Annotated in this window: 19 protein-coding genes; 4 read left to right on the forward strand and 15 right to left on the reverse strand. The window is 72.3% G+C overall.

The window, feature by feature from the left end; all coding sequences use genetic code 11:
* The first annotated feature begins 22 nt into the window (after positions 1-22).
* A complete protein-coding gene (locus tag ACYVID_RS09410; protein ID WP_460736452.1) occupies positions 23-811 on the forward strand; it encodes an SURF1 family cytochrome oxidase biogenesis protein in 789 nt (262 codons plus the stop codon).
* A 23-nt stretch (positions 812-834) separates the two neighbouring features.
* On the opposite strand, the gene ACYVID_RS09415 is transcribed toward ACYVID_RS09410, so the two are convergent.
* From ACYVID_RS09415 to ACYVID_RS09425, 3 genes are all read right to left on the reverse strand, one after another.
* Entirely contained in the window at positions 835-2,706 is a 1,872-nt protein-coding gene (locus ACYVID_RS09415) for an ABC transporter ATP-binding protein (RefSeq protein WP_460736622.1), read from the reverse strand.
* 40 nt (positions 2,707-2,746) lie between these two features.
* Positions 2,747-3,544, reverse strand: coding sequence for an enoyl-CoA hydratase/isomerase family protein (locus ACYVID_RS09420; RefSeq protein ID WP_460736453.1), 798 nt, complete (start codon positions 3,542-3,544; stop codon positions 2,747-2,749).
* 161 nt (positions 3,545-3,705) lie between these two features.
* Positions 3,706-5,304, reverse strand: coding sequence for an ABC-F family ATP-binding cassette domain-containing protein (locus ACYVID_RS09425; protein WP_460736454.1), 1,599 nt, complete (start codon positions 5,302-5,304; stop codon positions 3,706-3,708).
* Between the two features lie 88 nt (positions 5,305-5,392).
* Between ACYVID_RS09425 and ypfJ the strand changes: the two genes are divergently transcribed.
* Complete coding sequence (gene ypfJ / locus ACYVID_RS09430; RefSeq protein WP_460736455.1) at positions 5,393-6,301, forward strand: KPN_02809 family neutral zinc metallopeptidase; 909 nt, start codon at positions 5,393-5,395, stop codon at positions 6,299-6,301.
* Positions 6,302-6,309: 8 nt separating this feature from the next.
* On the opposite strand, the gene ACYVID_RS09435 is transcribed toward ypfJ, so the two are convergent.
* From ACYVID_RS09435 to ACYVID_RS09490, 12 genes are all read right to left on the reverse strand, one after another.
* Positions 6,310-7,218 carry a phosphotransferase gene (locus ACYVID_RS09435; RefSeq protein ID WP_460736456.1) on the reverse strand — a complete coding sequence of 303 codons (909 nt, stop codon included), beginning with the start codon at positions 7,216-7,218 and terminating at the stop codon, positions 6,310-6,312.
* An 82-nt stretch (positions 7,219-7,300) separates the two neighbouring features.
* Entirely contained in the window at positions 7,301-7,948 is a 648-nt protein-coding gene (locus ACYVID_RS09440) for an acVLRF1 family peptidyl-tRNA hydrolase (protein WP_460736457.1), read from the reverse strand.
* A 212-nt stretch (positions 7,949-8,160) separates the two neighbouring features.
* On the reverse strand, positions 8,161-8,544 hold the full coding sequence (locus tag ACYVID_RS09445; protein WP_300640961.1) for a metal-sulfur cluster assembly factor: 384 nt from the start codon (positions 8,542-8,544) through the stop codon (positions 8,161-8,163).
* Entirely contained in the window at positions 8,537-9,016 is a 480-nt protein-coding gene (gene sufU, locus ACYVID_RS09450; RefSeq protein ID WP_460736458.1) for a Fe-S cluster assembly sulfur transfer protein SufU, read from the reverse strand. Before sufU ends, ACYVID_RS09445 begins: the two co-directional genes overlap by 8 nt.
* A 4-nt stretch (positions 9,017-9,020) precedes the next feature.
* Entirely contained in the window at positions 9,021-10,286 is a 1,266-nt protein-coding gene (locus ACYVID_RS09455; protein WP_460736459.1) for a cysteine desulfurase, read from the reverse strand.
* A gap of 56 nt (positions 10,287-10,342) precedes the next feature.
* The gene (gene sufC, locus ACYVID_RS09460; protein ID WP_460736460.1) at positions 10,343-11,107 is read right to left on the reverse strand and encodes a Fe-S cluster assembly ATPase SufC; all 765 of its coding nucleotides are present in this window, start codon (positions 11,105-11,107) and stop codon (positions 10,343-10,345) included.
* Positions 11,104-11,463, reverse strand: coding sequence for a non-heme iron oxygenase ferredoxin subunit (locus tag ACYVID_RS09465; RefSeq protein WP_460736461.1), 360 nt, complete (start codon positions 11,461-11,463; stop codon positions 11,104-11,106). Before ACYVID_RS09465 ends, sufC begins: the two co-directional genes overlap by 4 nt.
* Positions 11,463-12,656: a Fe-S cluster assembly protein SufD gene (gene sufD, locus ACYVID_RS09470; RefSeq protein ID WP_460736462.1), complete on the reverse strand. Its 1,194-nt coding sequence runs from the start codon at positions 12,654-12,656 to the stop codon at positions 11,463-11,465. Before sufD ends, ACYVID_RS09465 begins: the two co-directional genes overlap by 1 nt.
* 53 nt (positions 12,657-12,709) lie before the next feature.
* On the reverse strand, positions 12,710-14,128 hold the full coding sequence (sufB, locus tag ACYVID_RS09475; protein WP_460736463.1) for a Fe-S cluster assembly protein SufB: 1,419 nt from the start codon (positions 14,126-14,128) through the stop codon (positions 12,710-12,712).
* Entirely contained in the window at positions 14,125-14,805 is a 681-nt protein-coding gene (locus ACYVID_RS09480) for a helix-turn-helix transcriptional regulator (protein WP_460736464.1), read from the reverse strand. The genes sufB and ACYVID_RS09480 overlap by 4 nt, the downstream gene beginning before the upstream one ends.
* Positions 14,806-14,837: 32 nt before the next feature.
* Entirely contained in the window at positions 14,838-15,269 is a 432-nt protein-coding gene (locus ACYVID_RS09485; protein WP_460736465.1) for a hypothetical protein, read from the reverse strand.
* A complete protein-coding gene (locus ACYVID_RS09490) occupies positions 15,262-15,630 on the reverse strand; it encodes a hypothetical protein (RefSeq protein ID WP_300644418.1) in 369 nt (122 codons plus the stop codon). The genes ACYVID_RS09485 and ACYVID_RS09490 overlap by 8 nt, the downstream gene beginning before the upstream one ends.
* Positions 15,631-15,688: 58 nt before the next feature.
* Here ACYVID_RS09490 and ACYVID_RS09495 point away from each other — a divergent pair, with 58 nt between their 5' ends.
* Positions 15,689-16,672 carry an ABC transporter ATP-binding protein gene (locus tag ACYVID_RS09495; protein ID WP_460736466.1) on the forward strand — a complete coding sequence of 328 codons (984 nt, stop codon included), beginning with the start codon at positions 15,689-15,691 and terminating at the stop codon, positions 16,670-16,672.
* Entirely contained in the window at positions 16,669-17,442 is a 774-nt protein-coding gene (locus ACYVID_RS09500; RefSeq protein WP_460736467.1) for an ABC transporter permease, read from the forward strand. Before ACYVID_RS09495 ends, ACYVID_RS09500 begins: the two co-directional genes overlap by 4 nt.
* The last annotated feature ends 2 nt before the right edge of the window (positions 17,443-17,444 follow it).

Genomic DNA, 17,444 nt, shown 5'->3' on the forward strand with positions numbered 1-17,444 from the left:
TGCCCCTGGATAGCCTGGGGGCGTGCGCACGTTCGGCTTCCTGCTGTCCCGGCGCTGGATCCTGTTCGCCCTCGCGGTGGCCCTGCTCGCCGCCGGCGCCTGGTGGCTGGGCCAGTGGCAGTTCGACCGGCTCGAGGACCGCCGCGCCGACAACGAGGTCGTCCGCGCCAACGAGAACCAGCCCCCGGCTCCCGTCGCGGACGTCCTGCGCCCCGGCACCCCGGTGCGGGAGCAGGACGAGTGGCGCGTGGTCTCCGCGACCGGCGAGTACGCCGTCGAGGACACCATCATCGTGCGCTACCGCACCCGTGAGGGGATCGCGGGCGTCGACGTGGTGGTGCCGCTCGTGACCGCGTCGGGCGCGTCGCTCCTGGTCGACCGTGGGTGGTTGCGCACCGAGAACGCCGGGACCGCCGACCCCGACGACGTCCCGGCGCCCCCGGCCGGCGAGGTCACCGTCACCGGCTACGTCCGCGCCGACGGCAGCGGCGACAGCACGGCCGTCACCGAGCGCTCGACGCGCGCGGTCAGCAGCGAGCGGATCGGCGAGGCACTGGACCGCGAGGTCTACGGCGGCTTCGTCGAGCTGCGCTCGGAGAGCCCGGAGCCCGCCACGGCGCTGGAGCCGGTCGAGCTGCCCGAGCTCGACGAGGGCCCGCACTTCTTCTACGGGCTCCAGTGGTGGTTCTTCGGGGTCCTGGCGATCTTCGGCTTCGGCTACCTCGCGTACGACGAGCGCCGTCGCGGACCCCGGGGCGAGCGCCCCCGGCGCACGACCCGCGCCCCCCGCGAGACCACGTCCGCCCGCTAGTCCCACTCCGGCTCGGGGTCGCGTCAGCCGGCCCGGGTGTCGTCGAGGAACTGGGTGCGGTGCAGGTCGGCGTACAGGCCGCCACGGGCCAGCAGCTCGGTGTGGGTGCCCCGCTCGACGATCCGCCCGTCCTCCAGGACCAGGATCAGGTCGGCGTCGCGCACGGTGGAGAGCCGGTGGGCGATGACCAGGGAGGTGCGGCCGTCCAGGGCAGCGTCGAGCGCCCGCTGGACCGCGGCCTCGGACTCGGAGTCCAGGTGCGCGGTCGCCTCGTCGAGCACCACGATCGCGGGGGCCTTGAGCAGCAGCCGCGCGATCGCGAGGCGCTGGCGCTCACCACCGGAGAGCCGGTAGCCGCGGTCGCCGACCACGGTGTCGAGGCCCTCGGGCAGCCGGCGCACGAGGCCGGCGACCTGGGCGGCCTCCAGAGCGGCCCAGATCTCCTGGTCCGAGGCCCCCGGTCGGGCGTAGAGCATGTTGGACCGGATGGTGTCGTGGAACATGTGCGCGTCCTGGGTGACGTAGCCGACCACGTCCTCCAGCGACTGCAGGCTCACGTCCCGCACGTCGACGCCACCCACGCGCACCGAGCCCGCGGTCGCGTCGTAGAGCCGCGCGACCAGGTGGGTCACGGTCGTCTTGCCGGCGCCGGACGGGCCGACGAGAGCGACCATCTGGCCGGGCTCGGCGGAGAAGGACACGTCGCGCAGCACCGGCCCGCCAGGGCTGGAGACGTCGGGACGCTGGACCCCCTCCAGCGAGGGCAGCGAGACCTCGTCGGCGCCGGGGTAGGTGAAGTCCACGTGGTCCAGCTCGAGCCGGCCCGCGGTGCGCGGCAGGTCGACGGCGTCCGGCTTCTCCTGCACCAGCGAGGGCAGGTCGAGCACCTCGAAGACCCGCTCGAAGCTGACCAGGGCGGTCATGACGTCGATCCGGACGTTCGTCAGTCCCTGCAGCGGACCCAGGAGCCGCAGCAGCAGGGTCGCCAGGGCCAGCAGGGTCCCCAGGGTCAGCGCGTCGGTGACGACCAGCTGGCCGCCGACGCCGTAGACCAGCGCCGTGGCCAGGGCCGGCACGGCGAGCATGGCCGCGCCGAAGACCCGCGTGGTCAGGGTGATCCGGATGCCGAGGTCACGGACCCGCCCGGCCTTCACGGCGAAGCTGGCGTCCTCCTCCTCGCGGCGGCCGAAGAGCTTGAGCAGCAGCGCTCCGCCGACGTTGAAGCGCTCGGTCATCATCGTGGCGAGGTCGGCGTTGCCGTCCATCTGCTGCCGGGTCAGGCCCGCGAGCCGGGTGCTGACCCACTTCGAGGCCAGCATCAGGATCGGGAAGAGCGCCAGGCACAGCAGGGTCACCCGCCAGCTCAGGGCCAGCATGGTGATGCCCACGACGAGCACGGCGACGCCGTTGGAGACGGTCGTGGACAGCGTGGAGGTGAAGGCGCGCTGGGCGCCGATGACGTCGTTGTTGAGCCGGCTGACGAGAGCGCCGGTCTGGGTGCGGGTGAAGAACGCCATCGACTGGCGCTGCACGTGCGCGAAGACCTGGGTGCGCAGGTCGAAGATCAGGCCCTCGCCGATCCGGGCCGACAACCAGGCCATCAGGACGCTCAGCAGGGCCGTGAAGACCGCGAGCCCGGCCATCGCCACCGCCAGCCAGGCCACCAGTGACCGGTCGCCCTGCAGGATGCCGTCGTCGACGATCCGCTGCACCAGCAGCGGGGTCGCGACCACGAGGCTGGCGTCGACCACGGTGAGGGCCAGGAAAACCCCGATCGTGCGTCGGTGGGGCACGGCGAAGCCCAGCACCCTGCGCAGCGTCTCCCGACCCACGCGCCGGTCGAGCGCACTGCGGTCGGAGCGCAGGTGCCGCCAGGCGGCCCCCGCGTTCATCATCCCCGACACGTGTCCTCCTCTTGGGGCCTGCCCCCGCCGCTCAGCCGCCCGCGAGGGCGCGGAAGCGCCGTCCCTGGGCCTCGCGCTCGAGGCGGCGCTGCTCCTCCAGCGGCGCCGCCGCCGCGGAGAGCATCAGGGCCTTGGTCTCCCGCACCGCCTCCGGCGCGGCCGAGGTGAGGGCTGCGACGAGGGCTGCGACGCTCTGGTCGAGCGCCTCGACGGGCACCACCTCGAGCGCCAGACCGATGCGGAGGGCCTCCGCCGCGCCGACCATCCGGGCCGACACGCAGATCTCGAGTGCTCGTGCGTAGCCAACGGCCTCGACGAGGGGTTTTGTTCCCGTGAGGTCCGGGACCAGGCCGAGTGCGGCCTCCTTCATGCACAGCTGCGCGTCCTCGGCCAGGACCCGCAGGTCGCAGGAGAGCGCCAGCTGGAAGCCGGCCCCGATGGCGTAGCCGTGCACGGCGGCGATGCTGAGGATGCGGGGGTCGCGCAGCCAGGTGAACCCGCGCTGGTAGTCGTCGATGGTCGCGGAGACCTGCTCGTCGCTCTGCGCCAGCAGGGCAGCCACGGTCTCGACGCCGTCACCGGCGCCGGCGGGATCGAGCATGCTGCGGTCCAGCCCGGCCGAGAAGGCCGAGCCCGAGCCGCGGAGCACCACCACGCGCACCTCGTCGTCGGTGACCAGCTGCTCGCCCATGGCGGCCAGCAGCCGCCACATGGTCGGGGTCTGGGCGTTGCGGACCTCGGGACGGTGCAGCGTGATCGTCGCGACCGGGCCCTCGCGGTGCAGCAGCAGCCCGGCGTCGGCCAGCTCCTGCTCAGTCGGGTTGCTCATGGGGGCGAGTCTCCCAGGTCCCCCGAGGGCGCGGTGGCCGTGCCCCGGGAGGACCGCCGAACCGTCACATCTGAACCCTCGAGCCGGCACTTCCGCACGAGGCTGCGGGAGGAAGTGACGCCTCGGGGGTTCAGAACTGACGGTTCGGCGGTGCTGGGCGGTCAGGCGAGGGAGACCAGGTCGGCGTACCCGTCGTTCCAGAGGTCCTCGTCACCGTCGGGCAGCAGCAGCACGCGGTCCGGCTCGAGGGCGTGCACCGCGCCCTCGTCGTGGGTGACCAGCACGATCGCGCCCTCGTAGGAGCGGATCGCCGCCAGCACCTCCTCGCGGGAGGCGGGGTCGAGGTTGTTGGTGGGCTCGTCGAGCAGCAGCACGTTGGCGCTGGAGACGACCAGCGACGCGAGGGCGAGCCGGGTCTTCTCGCCACCGGAGAGCACCTTGGCCGGCTTGTGCGCGTCGTCACCGGAGAAGAGGAAGGAGCCGAGCACGCTGCGGGCCTCGGTGTCGGTGAGCTGCGGCGCGGCGGACTGCATGTTCTCCAGCACCGTGCGCGAGGTGTCGAGGGTCTCGTGCTCCTGGGCGTAGTAGCCGACCTTGAGCCCGTGGCCGGGGACGACCTCGCCCGTGTCCGGCTGGTCGACGCCGGCCAGGATCCGCAGCATCGTGGTCTTGCCGGCGCCGTTGAGGCCGAGGATGACCACGCGGGAGCCCTTGTCGATGGCCAGGTCGACGCCCGTGAAGACCTCGAGGGATCCGTACGACTTCGACAGCTCCCGCGCGGTCAGGGGCGTCTTGCCGCAGGCGGCGGGCTTCGGGAAAGCGATCCGGGCGACCTTGTCGGCCGCGCGCTCCCCCTCGACGCCCTCAAGCATCTTCTCGGCGCGCTTGAGCATCGACTGGGCCGCCTGCGCCTTGGAGGCCTTGGCGCGCATCTTGTTGGCCTGGTCGGTGAGCGTCTTGGCCTTGTTCTCGGCGTTCATCCGCTCGCGCCGGCGCCGGACCTCGTCGGTCTCGCGCTGGGTCAGGTAGTTCTTCCAGCCCATGTTGTAGACGTCCATGACCGCGCGGTTGGCGTCGAGGTGCATGACCTTGTTGACGGTGCTGGCGAGCAGGTCGTTGTCGTGGCTGATGATGATGAAGCCGCCGGAGTGGGCCTTGAGGAAGTCGCGCAGCCAGATGATCGAGTCGGCGTCGAGGTGGTTGGTCGGCTCGTCGAGGATGAGCACCTCGGCACCGGAGAAGAGGATGCGGGCCAGCTCCACCCGGCGGCGCTGGCCGCCGGAGAGAGTGCGCAGCGGCATCGCCAGCACCCGGTCCTCGATGCCCAGGCTGGCCGCGATGGTGGCGGCCTCGGACTCCGCGGCGTACCCACCCGCGGCGTGCATCTCGTCGTCCGCGCGGGCGTAGCGACGCATCGCCTTGTCGCGGACGGCAGGGTCGTCGGAGCCCATCTCCTCCTCGGCCCGCCGCAGCTTGGCCACGACGGCGTCGAGCCCGCGGGCGGAGAGGATGCGGTCCTTGGCGAGGACGTCGGGGTCGCCGGTGCGCGGGTCCTGGGGCAGGTAGCCGACGTCGCCGGTGGTCGTGACCTGGCCGGCCGCGGGCAGTCCCTCCCCCGCCAGGATCTTGGTGAGGGTGGTCTTGCCGGCGCCGTTGCGGCCCACCAGCCCGACCTTGTCACCGGGTCCGACCCGGAAGCTGACGTCCTGCATCAGGAGTCGCGCACCGACCCGTACCTCGAGCTGGTGAGCGGTGATCATGGCGGTGGGAGTCTAGGGTCGGCACCTGGCGCCGGACGATTCGCGGACGGCGCAGTGAGGTCGCTCACGCAGACTCCCGGGAGGTCCCGTGCGCTTCAACCCCAAAGCCAGGCTTGACACCCGTCGTACCCGCCACGCCGGCGGCGGCGGGGGCGGCGGGCGTGGTCCGTCCCTCGGCCGCGGTGGCTCCCTGCCGGGCGGGGCGATCGGCGGCGGCTCGATCGGCGCGGTGATCGTCGCGGTCCTCGTCTTCGCGGCCATCTCCTACCTCGGAGGCGGGGAGGACGGCGGACCGGCGACCTACGACACCGAGCGGTACGCCGCGTGCGAGACCGGCGAGGACGCCAGCACCTCGGCCGACTGCGCACGCGTGGCCGTCGAGAACTCCCTCCACGACTTCTGGACCGACGAGCTGGGCTCGCGCTACGAGCCGATCTCGGCGCTGACGACCTTCGAGGGCTCGGTGTCCACCCGGTGCGGCGGCGCGACGTCCGACGTCGGACCGTTCTACTGCCCGGTCGACGACGGCATCTACCTCGACTCAGGGTTCTTCGACGACGTCCTCGAGCGGCAGCTCGGCGGCCCCGACGGCGGGTTCGTCGAGGCCTACGTCCTGGCCCACGAGTACGGCCACCACGTCCAGGACGTCCTGGGCACGATGTCGCGCGTGCGCACCCAGCAGGGCCCCACCTCCGACGCGGTGCGGCTGGAGCTGCAGGCCGACTGCTACGCCGGGATGTGGGCACGTGCGGCCACCACCACCGAGGACGCCGCCGGGGAGGTGCTCATCACGGAGCTGACCGACGAGGACGTCCGGCTGGCCCTGGAGGCGGCGGCCGCGGTCGGCGACGACCGGATCCAGGAGCGGACCCAGGGCCAGGTGACCGAGGAGTCGTGGACGCACGGCTCCGCGGAGCAGCGGGTGCGGTGGTTCCGCACGGGTCTCGACACGGGTTCGCTGGAGGCCTGCGACACCTTCGCCGCCGATCGGCTCTGACCGGCGCCTCAGCCGTCGAGCAGCTGCTCGATGAGCGGGAACTGCCGCTGCAGGGCCCGCAGGTGGGGTGCCACCGCCGGGTGCCGGAACTTGCCGGCCAGGGCGCCCTCGCCCTTCGCCACCCGCGACAGCGCCCACTCGGCGCGGGACAGCGCGGTGTAGACCGCGACCACCCGGGCCCCCAGCGAGGCCTGCTCCCGGTCGGCCACCGCCTCGGGGACGCCCATGAGGTAGGCCTCGAGCAGCGGGTCGAACTCCTCGCGCGCCGAGAGCAGGTAGTAGCCCAGGTCGCCGCCGACCGGGCCGGTGCCCAGGCACGACCAGTCGATCGCCACGACGTCGTCGCCCTCGCGGCCGGGGAGGTTCCCCGGGGTGGGGTCGCCGTGCTGCAGGACCTGCGGCAGGGCGTCGAGCCGGTCCAGGAAGGTGCCGCGCCTCTCCCACAGGTGCTCGGCGACGTCGGCGACGGTCGTGCGGGCCAGGGTCGGCCAGCCGCCCCGGCGCTCGGTGCGCCGCAGCCGGTCACGCAGCTGGTCGCGCGCCAACCAGGGGACGTCCGGCACCGGCGTACCGGCGAAGCGGCCGAGGGCGTGCGCGGCGAAGAGACCGTTGTTGCAGGCGTCCTCCACCCAGTCCTCGGTGATGGTGATGCCCTCGACGTCCTCCACGGCGTAGCTGCGCACCGGCGGTCGCAGGCCCTGCGAGTGCGCCAGGACGCCGGAGGTCACCACGTCCGCCCCGCGCCGCCAGTAGGCGAAGTGGTGGGGGTCGGAGAGCTCCGGCGGGTCGTGCTCGCCGGGCGCGCCCAGCCGCTTCACGGCCACCGGCTCGTCCCCCACGACCGCCCGCCACACCCCGACCGTGGACGGGGAGGTGCCGCTCGGGAGGGGATGCCAGCCGGGCTGGGGCTGCCACATGCCGGTGACGCTAGCCGATCGCGCCGCGCCGGACGGTGAACTCGAGCACGAGTGCAGCAGGCGTCGGGCAGGCCGGCCGTGCTCAGCCGTCGGCGTTGACGACCTCGACCCGCACGGAGAGGGCGTCGGCGACCGCCTGCTCCAGCACCGCGCGTCGGGGGTCGGGCACCGGCAGCCGCGTGCCCACGACGGCGAGCCGGGCCAGGCGCGCGTCGGCCAGCACCTCCTCCACCGCCCCACGGTCACCACCGACGACCAGCGGCCCCGCGAGGTCGCCGAGCAGCCCCGCTGCGTGGTCGGCGGCCGCCTCGTACGCCGCGCGCGCCTGGTTGTCGCGACGCCGGGCGAAGCGCTGCTGCGACTGGCCGCCGGCCTTGGTGCGACCCTGGACGTGCCGCTGGCCGACCTTGCTGGCGACCACCGTCGTGCCGGCCAGCCGGGCGACCGCGAAGCCACCCTTGCGCACCAGCAGGACGCCCCAGTCGTCCGGGACCGCGGCCACCGCGGCGGCGGCGAGCGCGACCACCTCGGCGGGCCCACCGTGCTGCTGCTCGAGGGGCAGCGCAGCGCGGAAGGTCGAGCCGTCCTGCGCGGTGCCCGCGAGGGCGCCGCCCTCGACCGAGAGCGTCGTGGGGCCGTGCCGGTCGGAGAAGTTGGCGACCCAGCGCTCCAGGCGGGCCGGCGGGACCAGCACCACGGTCACCGGGGTCATGGAGGGCACCGAGGGCATCGCGCCACCCTAGGGCTCGCGCGGCCCACGCGGCTTGAACCGGGTGACGACGTGCTGGAAGCCCTTGTGCCGCTGGGCCCGGACGTAGCCGGCGTAGGCACGCTGGTCCCCAGGGGTCAGGGAGACGTCGTCGGTGAACGGGGTGAGCAGTGCCCGCGCCTTGCTCGACCTCTTCGCCTGCTGCCCCTCCTCCTGCGTCGAAGGGTCAGCGCTCAGACGTTGAAGCCCAGCGCCCGCAGCTGCTCGCGGCCGTCGGGGGTGATCTTGTCGGGCCCCCACGGCGGCATCCACACCCAGTTGATGGCCACGTCGTTGACCAGGCCCTCCAGCGCGGAGTCGGTCTGGTCCTGGATGACGTCGGTCAGCGGGCAGGCCGCGGAGGTCAGCGTCATGTCGACCACGCAGTTGGACGACTCGTCCACGTGCACGCCGTAGACGAGGCCGAGGTCGACGACGTTGATGCCGAGCTCGGGGTCGACGACGTCCTTGAGCGCCTCGGTGACCTCCTCGATCGTCACGGTCGAGGTGCCGCCGCCGGTCGGGACCGGGACCTCGGTGGGGAGGTCGGAGTGGTCGGGGGTGTGGGTGTCAGTCATCGTCGCCTCCCTGGGCGGTGGTGGTCATCGACTGGCCGGTGGCGTCCTTCCACGCCATCCAGCCGAGCAGCGCGCACTTCACGCGCGCGGGGAACTTCGCGACGCCGGCGAAGGCGATGCCGTCCTCCAGCACGTCCTCGTCGGGCTCGACGGTCCCCTTGCCCTGCATGAGGGTCAGGAACACCTCGTGGACGGCCAGGGCCTCCTCGACCGGCTTGCCGATCACGAGGTCGGTCATCACCGAGGTCGAGGCCTGCGAGATCGAGCAGCCGACCGCGTCGTACGACACGTCCTGCACACGGAGCACACCGTCGGCGTCCTCGAGGTGGACGCGCAGCGTCACCTCGTCGCCGCACGTGGGGTTCACGTGGTGCACCTCGGCCTCGTAGGGGTCGCGCAGACCGGCGTGGTGCGGGTTCTTGTAGTGGTCCAGGATGATCTCCTGGTAGAGCGCGTCGAGCTCCGCGGACATCGCCTCAGCCCACCTTGAAGTAGTCGCGGGTGTAGTGCAGCGCCTCGACGAGCGCGTCGATCTCCCCCGGCGTCGTGTAGACGTACGACGACATGCGGGTCGAGCTCTGCACACCGAACTTCGCGTGCGCCGGCCGGGCGCAGTGGTGCCCGGCGCGGACGGCGATGCCGCGCACGTCGAGGACCTGCGCGACGTCGTGGGGGTGCACGCCGGCGAGCTCGAAGCTGATCGCACCGCCCCGCTGCGTGGCGTCCAGGGGCCCGAGGACCCGCAGGCCCGGGACCGTGCCCAACCCCTCCAGGGCGTACGCCGTGATCGCCTGCTCGTGCGCGTGGACCGCCTCCATGCCGAGCCCGGCGAGGTAGTCCACCGCCGCGCCGAGACCGACGGCCTCGACGATCGGCGGGGTGCCGGCCTCGAACTTGTGCGGGAGCCCGGCGTAGGTGCTGCGCTCCATGGTGACGGTCTCGATCATCTCGCCGCCACCCAGGAAGGGCGGCAGCTCCTCGAGCAGCGACCGGCGGCCCCAGAGCACGCCGATCCCGGTGGGACCGACGACCTTGTGGCCGGTGAAGACCACCACGTCGGGACGCTCCTCGACCGGCATGGCCGCCAGGTCGATCGGCAGCTGCGGAGCGGCCTGCGAGGCGTCGACGACCACGATCGCCCCGACCTCGTGGGCCTTCCGGGTCAGCTCGGCGACGGGGTTGACCGTGCCCAGCATGTTGGAGACCCAGGTGAAGGTGACGACCTTGGTGCGCTCGGTGAGGAGCTCGTCGACCTGGGACAGGTCCAGCTGGCCGGCCTCGTCGAAGGTGAACCACCGCAGCTCGGCGCCCGTGCGCTGCGTGAGCATCTGCCACGGCACGATGTTGGAGTGGTGCTCCATCTCGGTGGTGACCACGACGTCGCCGCGCCCGACCCGGTGCGGGCCCTCGAAGGCCAGGGTCTGCGCGACGAGGTTGAGCGCCTCGGAGGCGTTCTTGGTGAAGACCACCTCGTCCCGCTCGGGCGCGCCGATGAAGGCCGCGACCTTGTCCCGACCGCCCTCGAACGCCTCGGTCGCCTCGGCACCGAGCAGGTGCATGGCGCGTGCGACGTTGGCGTTGTGCCGCTCGAGGTGGTCGACCATCGCGTCGATCACCACCTGCGGCTTCTGCGAGGTGTTGGCGCTGTCGAGGTAGACCAGCGGCAGCCCGTCGGCCGTGGTGCGGCCGAGGATCGGGAAGTCCTTGCGGACGACCTCGAGGTCGGGGAGCAGGCCCTCCATCAGCGTTCCTTTCGTGTCACCGGGGTTCGTGGCTCGGGCCTGACGGCCCTCGCACCTCAACCGGCGGTGGCGGCCTTGAGGTAGCGGTCGTAGCCCTCGGCCTCGAGCTTGTCGGCGAGCTCGGGACCGCCGGACTCGGCGACCTTGCCGTCGACGAACACGTGGACGTGGTCGGGCTTGATGTAGCGCAGGATGCGCGTGTAGTGCGTGATGAGCAGGACGCCCTTGCCCTCACGCTCGCGGAAGCGGTTGACGCCCTCCGAGACGACCTTGAGCGCGTCGATGTCCAGACCGGAGTCGGTCTCGTCGAGGACCGCGACCTTGGGGTCGAGCAGCTCGAGCTGGGCGATCTCGTGACGCTTCTTCTCGCCACCGGAGAAGCCCTCGTTGACCGAGCGGGCCGAGAACGAGGAGTCGAGGTTGAGCTTCTCCAGCGCTCCGTTGACGTCCTTGACCCAGGTGCGCAGCTTGGGGGCCTCGCCGTCGATGGCGGTCTTGGCGGTGCGCAGGAAGTTCGCGACCGAGACGCCGGGGACCTCGACGGGGTACTGCATGGCGAGGAAGATCCCCGCCCGCGCCCGCTCGTCGACCGACATGGCGAGGACGTCCTCGCCGTCGAGGGTCACCGAGCCGCCGGTGATCGTGTACTTCGGGTGGCCGGCGATGGAGTAGGCCAGCGTCGACTTGCCGGAGCCGTTGGGACCCATGATCGCGTGCGTCTCGCCGCTGTCGATCGTGAGCGTGACGCCCTTGAGGATCTCCTTGGGGCCGTCCTCGGTGTCGACGGAGACCTGGAGGTCGGTGATCTGGAGGGTGCTCATGCGGGGGTGACTCCGTTCAGGGTGGTGGTCGTGTCGATGTAGACGGCTGCCCCGTCGGGGTCCTGGCGGACCTCCACGGGGAAGGTGGCCACCGGCTCGGTGGCCGGCAGCCCGGTGGGCTTGCCGGTGCGCAGGTCGAAGCGGGAGCCGTGCAGCCAGCACTCGACGGTGCAGTCGGCCACCTCGCCCTCGCTGAGGCTGACCGCGGCGTGGCTGCACTGGTCCTGGAGGGCGTAGACCGCGAGGTCCTCGCCCTCCCCGTCCCGGGCGACCGCGATGGAGTACTCACCGACGACGACGGCGAGCGCCTCGTCGGTGGGCACCTCGGACAGAGCGCAGGCGCGCTCGAAGGCCATCAGAGGACCTTGCCGGCGACGTTGCGGGCCAGCTCGTCCTCGACCGCGGCGGTCAGCTTCTCCTCCAGCTCCGGCAAGCCGATCTTGCGGATCAGGTCCTGGAAGAAGCCGTGCAGCACCAGGCGGCGGGACTCCTCGTCGGAGACGCCGCGGCTGCGGAGGTAGAACAGCTGCTCGTCGTCGAAGCGCGCGGTGGCAGAGGCGTGGCCGGCGCCCTCGATCTCGCCGGTCTCGATCTCCAGGTTGGGCACCGAGTCGGCCTGGCAGCCGTCGGTGAGCACGAGGTTGCGGTTCTCCTCGTAGGTCTCGATCCCCTCGGCGACCTTGCGGATCAGCACGTTGCCGATCCACACGGTGCGCGCCCGCTCACCCTGCAGCGCGCCCTTGTAGACGACGTTGCTCTTGGTGCGGGGGGCGTTGTGGTCGACGAAGAGGCGGTGCTCGAAGTGCTGGCCGGCGTCGGCGAAGTAGAGCCCGAGGAGCTCGGCGTCGCCACCGGGCCCGGCGTAGTGCACGTTGGAGCTGGTACGCACGACCGAGCCGCCGAAGGTCACCGCGATGTGGCGGTAGCGGGCGTCGCGACCCACGACGGCCTCGTGAGTGCCCACGTGCACGGCGTCGTCGTCCCAGTCCTGCAGCGTCACCACGGTCAGGTCGGCGCCGTCGCCCACCACGACCTCGACGTTGCCGGCGTGCACGCCCGAGCCGCGGTGGTCGAGCACGTAGGTGGCGCGGGAGTGGGTGCCGGCCTCGATCACCGTGTGGCGGTGCGAGCGCTTGCCGGCGGCACCGGTGAGGCGGTGGCCGATCGGCTCGTCGAGCTCGGTGTCGGCCGGGACCCGCACGTGCACGGCCTCGGGCGCGTGCCGCGAGGCCAGGGCCGAGGCGCGGTCGTCGGGGACGAGCGCGGCACCACGGGGGTGCTGGCCCGGGGCGAGGGTGCCGACGACGTACGACGCGTCGCCGATCGTCTCGACCGACAGCGCGTCGGTGTCCCCGGGCGCGTCGTCGAGGGCGCCGGCGAGGCGCTTGAGCGGCGTGAACCGCCAGATCTCCTCGCGCCCGGTGGGCATCGGGTGGTCGTCGAGGTCGAAGGAGCTCACCGGGTGCAGGTGGCTCTCGACGTGGTCCACCTCGAGGGCGGCGGCCACGGCGTCGGCGGTCTGCTCGGCGGCAGCGTCGGTCACGGTCACAGGGGGTGTCTTCCTAGCGTCAGGGGGCGAGCGGTGGTGCGGGGCGGGTCGGCTCAGCCGACCGCGCCCTCCATCTGCAGCTCGATGAGCCGGTTGAGCTCGAGGGCGTACTCCATCGGGAGCTCCTTGGCGATCGGCTCGACGAAGCCGCGCACGATCATCGCCATCGCCTCGTCCTGCTCCATGCCGCGCGACATGAGGTAGAAGAGCTGGTCGTCGGAGACCTTGGAGACGCTCGCCTCGTGCCCCATCGACACGTCGTCCTCGCGGATGTCGACGTAGGGGTAGGTGTCGGAGCGGCTGACCTGGTCGACGAGCAGCGCGTCGCACAGGACGTTGGACTTCGAGCCGTAGGCACCCTCGTTGACCTGGATCAGGCCGCGGTACGACGTCCGGCCACCGCCGCGCGCGACCGACTTGCTCAGGATCGAGCTCGAGGTGTGCGGCGCGGCGTGGACCATCTTGGCGCCGGCGTCCTGGTGCTGGCCCTCGCCGGCGAAGGCGATCGAGAGCGTCTCGCCCTTGGCGTGCTCGCCCATGAGGTAGATGGCGGGGTACTTCATCGTCACCTTGGAGCCGATGTTGCCGTCGACCCACTCCATCGTCGCGCCGGCCTCGCAGACCGCACGCTTGGTGACGAGGTTGTAGACGTTGTTCGACCAGTTCTGGATGGTCGTGTAGCGGCAGCGGCCGCCCTTCTTCACGATGATCTCGACCACTGCGGAGTGCAGCGAGTCGCTGGAGTAGATCGGCGCGGTGCAGCCCTCGACGTAGTGCACGTAGGCGTCCTCGTCGACGATGATCAGCGTGCGCTCGAACTGGCCCATGTTCTCGGTGTTGATCCGGAAGTAGGCCTGCAGCGGGATGTCGACGTGCACGCCCTTCGGCACGTAGATGAACGAGCCGCCCGACCACACGCTGGTGTTGAGCGCGGAGAACTTGTTGTCACCGACGGGGATGACGGTGCCGAAGTACTCCCTGAAGAGGTCCTCGTGCTCCTTCAGCGCCGTGTCGGTGTCGAGGAACAGCACGCCCTGCTCCTCGAGGTCCTCGCGGATGGAGTGGTAGACGACCTCGGACTCGTACTGCGCGGCGACGCCGGCGACGAGGCGCTGCTTCTCCGCCTCGGGGATGCCGAGCTTGTCGTAGGTGTTCTTGATGTCCTCGGGCAGGTCCTCCCAGCTGGTGGCCTGCTTCTCCGAGGAGCGCACGAAGTACTTGATGTTGTCGAAGTCGATGCCCGACAGGTCCGAGCCCCAGGTGGGCATGGGCTTGCGGTCGAAGAGCTTCAGGCCCTTCAGGCGCAGGTCGAGCATCCACTGCGGCTCGTTCTTCTTGCCCGAGATGTCGCGCACCACGGCCTCGTTGAGACCACGGGTGGCGGCGGCGCCGGCCACGTCCGGGTCGGCCCAGCCGAACTCGTAGCGGCCGATGCCCTGGAGCTCCGGGTTGAGTTCTTCGATGGAGGTCATGAGACCGACTCCTTCTCGCGGTGGGTGCTGCTGGGGAGGTCAGGGATGCAGGTGGTGCAGACACCGTCGCCGTGGGCGATGGTGGCCAGCCGCTGGACGTGGCGACCCAGGACGCGGCTGATCGCCGCGGTCTCGGCCTCGCACAGCTGCGGGAACTCGTGGGCGACGTGGGAGACCGGGCAGTGCTGCTGGCACAGCTGCTCACCGGCCAGCGGCAGCTCGCGCACGGAGGCGGCGTACCCCTCGTCGGTGAAGACGCGGGCCAGCACCTGGGCGGGCGTGAGGTCGGGGTTCTCCTCGAGGACCGCGCCGAAGCGGGCCTCGATGAAGGAGACCCGCTGGTCGGCGAAGGCGCGCAGGGCGTCCTCACCACCGGTCTCGGCGAGGAAGCGCAGCGCCTGGAGGGCCAGGTCGTCGTACTGCGCCTCGAAGCTGTCGCGGCCGCGCTCGGTGAGCGCGAACAGCTTCGCCGGGCGGCCTCGGCCACGGACCGCACCGGGGCGGGGGTCGCGGGCCTCGACCTCGCCGTCCTCGACCAGCTGGTCGAGGTGGCGACGGACGGCGGCCGGGGTGAGGTCGAGCTGCTCGGCCAGCGTCGCGGCGGTCGAGGGCCCGTTCACCAGGATCGACCGCGCGACACGCTGGCGCGTGCTCAGGTCGTCGCGGGTGAATTCCACAACGCCAGTGTGCCGTTAATGGAAAGGGCCGTTCAAGGAAGGGTGGCCTTACCCGTCTCGCGGAGCCACCACAACCCGAGGAACGGCAGCACCAGCGGCAGGAAGCCGTAGCCCTGCCCGAAGTGCGACCAGACGGTCCGGTCGGGGAACAGGTCGGTCGCGGCGTACGACAGCGTGCCCACGACGAGCACGCCCGCGGCCTCCACCACGACCGAGACCAGCGCCACCCGGCGGGCGGTCGGGCCCCCGCTCAGCAGGCAGGCGGTCGCGACGAGGTAGAGCACCGCCGCGAGCAGCGAGAGGGAGTAGGCCAGCGGTGCCCGGTCGGCGTCGGTGCCGAGCTGCACGAGCGAGCGCCCGGTCGCGGCGACCGCGAACACGGCGTACGCCGCCACGAGGACGCGGCCGGGACCGGTGGAGATGTCGCGCACGGTGCCGGCGGCGCGCGTGGTGGGCTCAGGCACCGGCCAGCCGCCAGAGCTGGTCGAGGCGGGTCTCCATGGCCGCGACGGTGAGCAGCGCGACCAGGAGCGCGCCGTTGCCCCAGCGGCTGCGCTCCACCAGCGCGAGCGCGGCACCGAAGGGCACCGCCAGGACGACGGTGAAGAGGTAGGACACGAAGGTCGCGGTGGGCACGTCGCGGGAGGTCGTCGAGAGCTGGACCAGGCCCACGACGAGCTGGACCACCAGCACCGCGAGCAGCACGCCCAGCAGCGCGAAGAACCGGTCGCCCGGGGGGCTCTCGTCGCGCACGACCATCACGACGGTCCAGATGCCGCAGAGCGCGCTGAGCACCAGCACGGGGACGACCAGCCACACGACCACGGCCTCACTGTAGGAGTGCGGCCACAGCCCGTGTGGGAGCGCTCCCTAGACTGCCGGGGTGCACGACGACCACGAGCCCGCCGTCGTCGTCGACGCCCTCGAGATGCGGTACGGCGCCAAGCGGGCCGTCGACGGGCTCTCGCTCACCGTCGCCCGCGGCAGCATCACCGCCGTGCTCGGGCCCAACGGGGCGGGCAAGACGACCACCCTGGAGACCTGCGAGGGCTACCGCCGTCCGCAGCGCGGCACCGTGCGGGTGCTCGGGCTCGACCCGCAGGCCGACCGCCGGGCCCTGCTGCCGCGGATCGGCGTGATGCTCCAGAGCGGGGGCGCCTGGTCGGGCATCCGGGCCGAGGAGATGCTGCGCCACGCCGCGTCGCTGCACGCCCACCCGCTCCCCCACCAGCTGCTCGTGGAGCGGCTCGGCCTCGCCGACTGCGGGCGGACGCCGTACCGCCGGCTCTCGGGCGGGCAGCAGCAGCGCCTCGGGCTGGCCTGCGCCCTCGTGGGCCGCCCGGAGCTGGTCTTCGTCGACGAGCCGACCGCGGGGATGGACCCGCAGGCGCGGCGCACCACCTGGGAGCTGCTCGAGGAGCTGCGCGCCGACGGCGTGACCGTCGTGCTGACCACGCACTACATGGACGAGGCCGAGCGGCTCGCGGACACCATCCACATCATCGACCGTGGTCGGCTGATCGCGACCGGCTCGCCCGTCGAGCTCACCCGCGGCGGCTCCGTCTCCACGATCCGGCTCGTGGTCACCAGCCCCTTCCCGCCGGACGCGCCGGAGTCGCTGACGGCCGCGCTGGGGCCGGGCACGACCGTCACCGTGCTCGACGCCCTGAGCCTGCTGGTCACCGGGCCCGCGGACGCCTCGACGCTCGCGCGGGTGTCGCGGTGGTGCGAGGAACAGGGGGTGCTGCCGGAGTCGCTGAGCCTGGGCACCCGCACCCTGGAGGACGTCTTCCTCGAGCTGACCGGCCGCGGCCTGGACGACCAGCCCGACTCCCCCGGCCCGCAGCGGGACGGGGCCGTGGCGTGAGCGGCACCTTCACGCCGCGGCCGGGCGCCGCGTCCCTCCCCCGCCAGGTCCTGGCGCAGGCCCGCACCGAGGCGCGGCTGATGCTGCGCAACGGCGAGCAGCTGCTGCTGGCCGTCGTGATCCCGGTGATCGTGCTGGTCGGCGCGGTCGCCGGCTCCGAGCGTGTCGGCCTCGACCTCGACGCCTCGGCGGTCGACACCTTCGCCCCCGGCGTGCTGGCCCTCGCCGTCATGTCCACCGCCTTCACCTCCCTGGCGATCGCCACGGGCTTCGAGCGGCGCTACGGCGTGATCAAGTGGCTCGGCAGCTCCCCGCTGCCCCGCTCCGGCCTGCTGGCCGGCAAGGTGCTGGCGCTGCTGCTGGTCGAGCTGCTCCAGCTCGTCGTCCTCGGCGGCACGGCGCTCGCGCTGGGCTGGGACCCGGTCGTCTCCGGTGCGTCCGTGCTGGGCGCGCTGCTGGTCGGGATCCTGGGCACGGCGGCCTTCGCGGCGATCGGGCTGCTGGTCGCCGGCACGCTGCGGGCCGAGGCCACGCTGGCCGCGGCCAACCTGGTCTACCTGCTGCTGATGGCAGGCGGCGCCGTGGTCCTCCCGGCCTCGGCGTACGGCGGGTTCGGCGAGGTCGCGCAGTGGCTGCCCTCCGGCGCGCTGGGCGAGGGCATGCGCGCCGCGCTGGTCGACGGTGCGGTGCAGGTCACGTCGCTGGTGGCTCTCGGTGCCTGGGCCCTGGTGGGTACCGTCCTGACTGCCCGGACCTTCCAGTGGGAGTGACG

The sequence above is a fragment of the Nocardioides ginkgobilobae genome (assembly GCF_054781275.1).

What these genes read in the sequence shown, in the direction of transcription:
- ACYVID_RS09420 (WP_460736453.1), bottom strand. Translation starts at nt 3,544, where the DNA reads ATGAGCAACCCGACTGAGCAGGAGCTGGCCGACGCCGGGCTGCTGCTG.
- ACYVID_RS09425 (WP_460736454.1), bottom strand. Translation starts at nt 5,304, where the DNA reads ATGATCACCGCTCACCAGCTCGAGGTACGGGTCGGTGCGCGACTCCTG.
- ACYVID_RS09445 (WP_300640961.1), bottom strand. Translation starts at nt 8,544, where the DNA reads ATGACTGACACCCACACCCCCGACCACTCCGACCTCCCCACCGAGGTC.
- ACYVID_RS09465 (WP_460736461.1), bottom strand. Translation starts at nt 11,463, where the DNA reads ATGGCCTTCGAGCGCGCCTGCGCTCTGTCCGAGGTGCCCACCGACGAG.
- sufC (WP_460736460.1), bottom strand. Translation starts at nt 11,107, where the DNA reads ATGAGCACCCTCCAGATCACCGACCTCCAGGTCTCCGTCGACACCGAG.
- ACYVID_RS09455 (WP_460736459.1), bottom strand. Translation starts at nt 10,286, where the DNA reads ATGGAGGGCCTGCTCCCCGACCTCGAGGTCGTCCGCAAGGACTTCCCG.
- sufU (WP_460736458.1), bottom strand. Translation starts at nt 9,016, where the DNA reads ATGTCCGCGGAGCTCGACGCGCTCTACCAGGAGATCATCCTGGACCAC.
- sufB (WP_460736463.1), bottom strand. Translation starts at nt 14,128, where the DNA reads ATGACCTCCATCGAAGAACTCAACCCGGAGCTCCAGGGCATCGGCCGC.
- ACYVID_RS09415 (WP_460736622.1), bottom strand. Translation starts at nt 2,706, where the DNA reads ATGATGAACGCGGGGGCCGCCTGGCGGCACCTGCGCTCCGACCGCAGT.
- ACYVID_RS09435 (WP_460736456.1), bottom strand. Translation starts at nt 7,218, where the DNA reads ATGTGGCAGCCCCAGCCCGGCTGGCATCCCCTCCCGAGCGGCACCTCC.
- ACYVID_RS09440 (WP_460736457.1), bottom strand. Translation starts at nt 7,948, where the DNA reads ATGCCCTCGGTGCCCTCCATGACCCCGGTGACCGTGGTGCTGGTCCCG.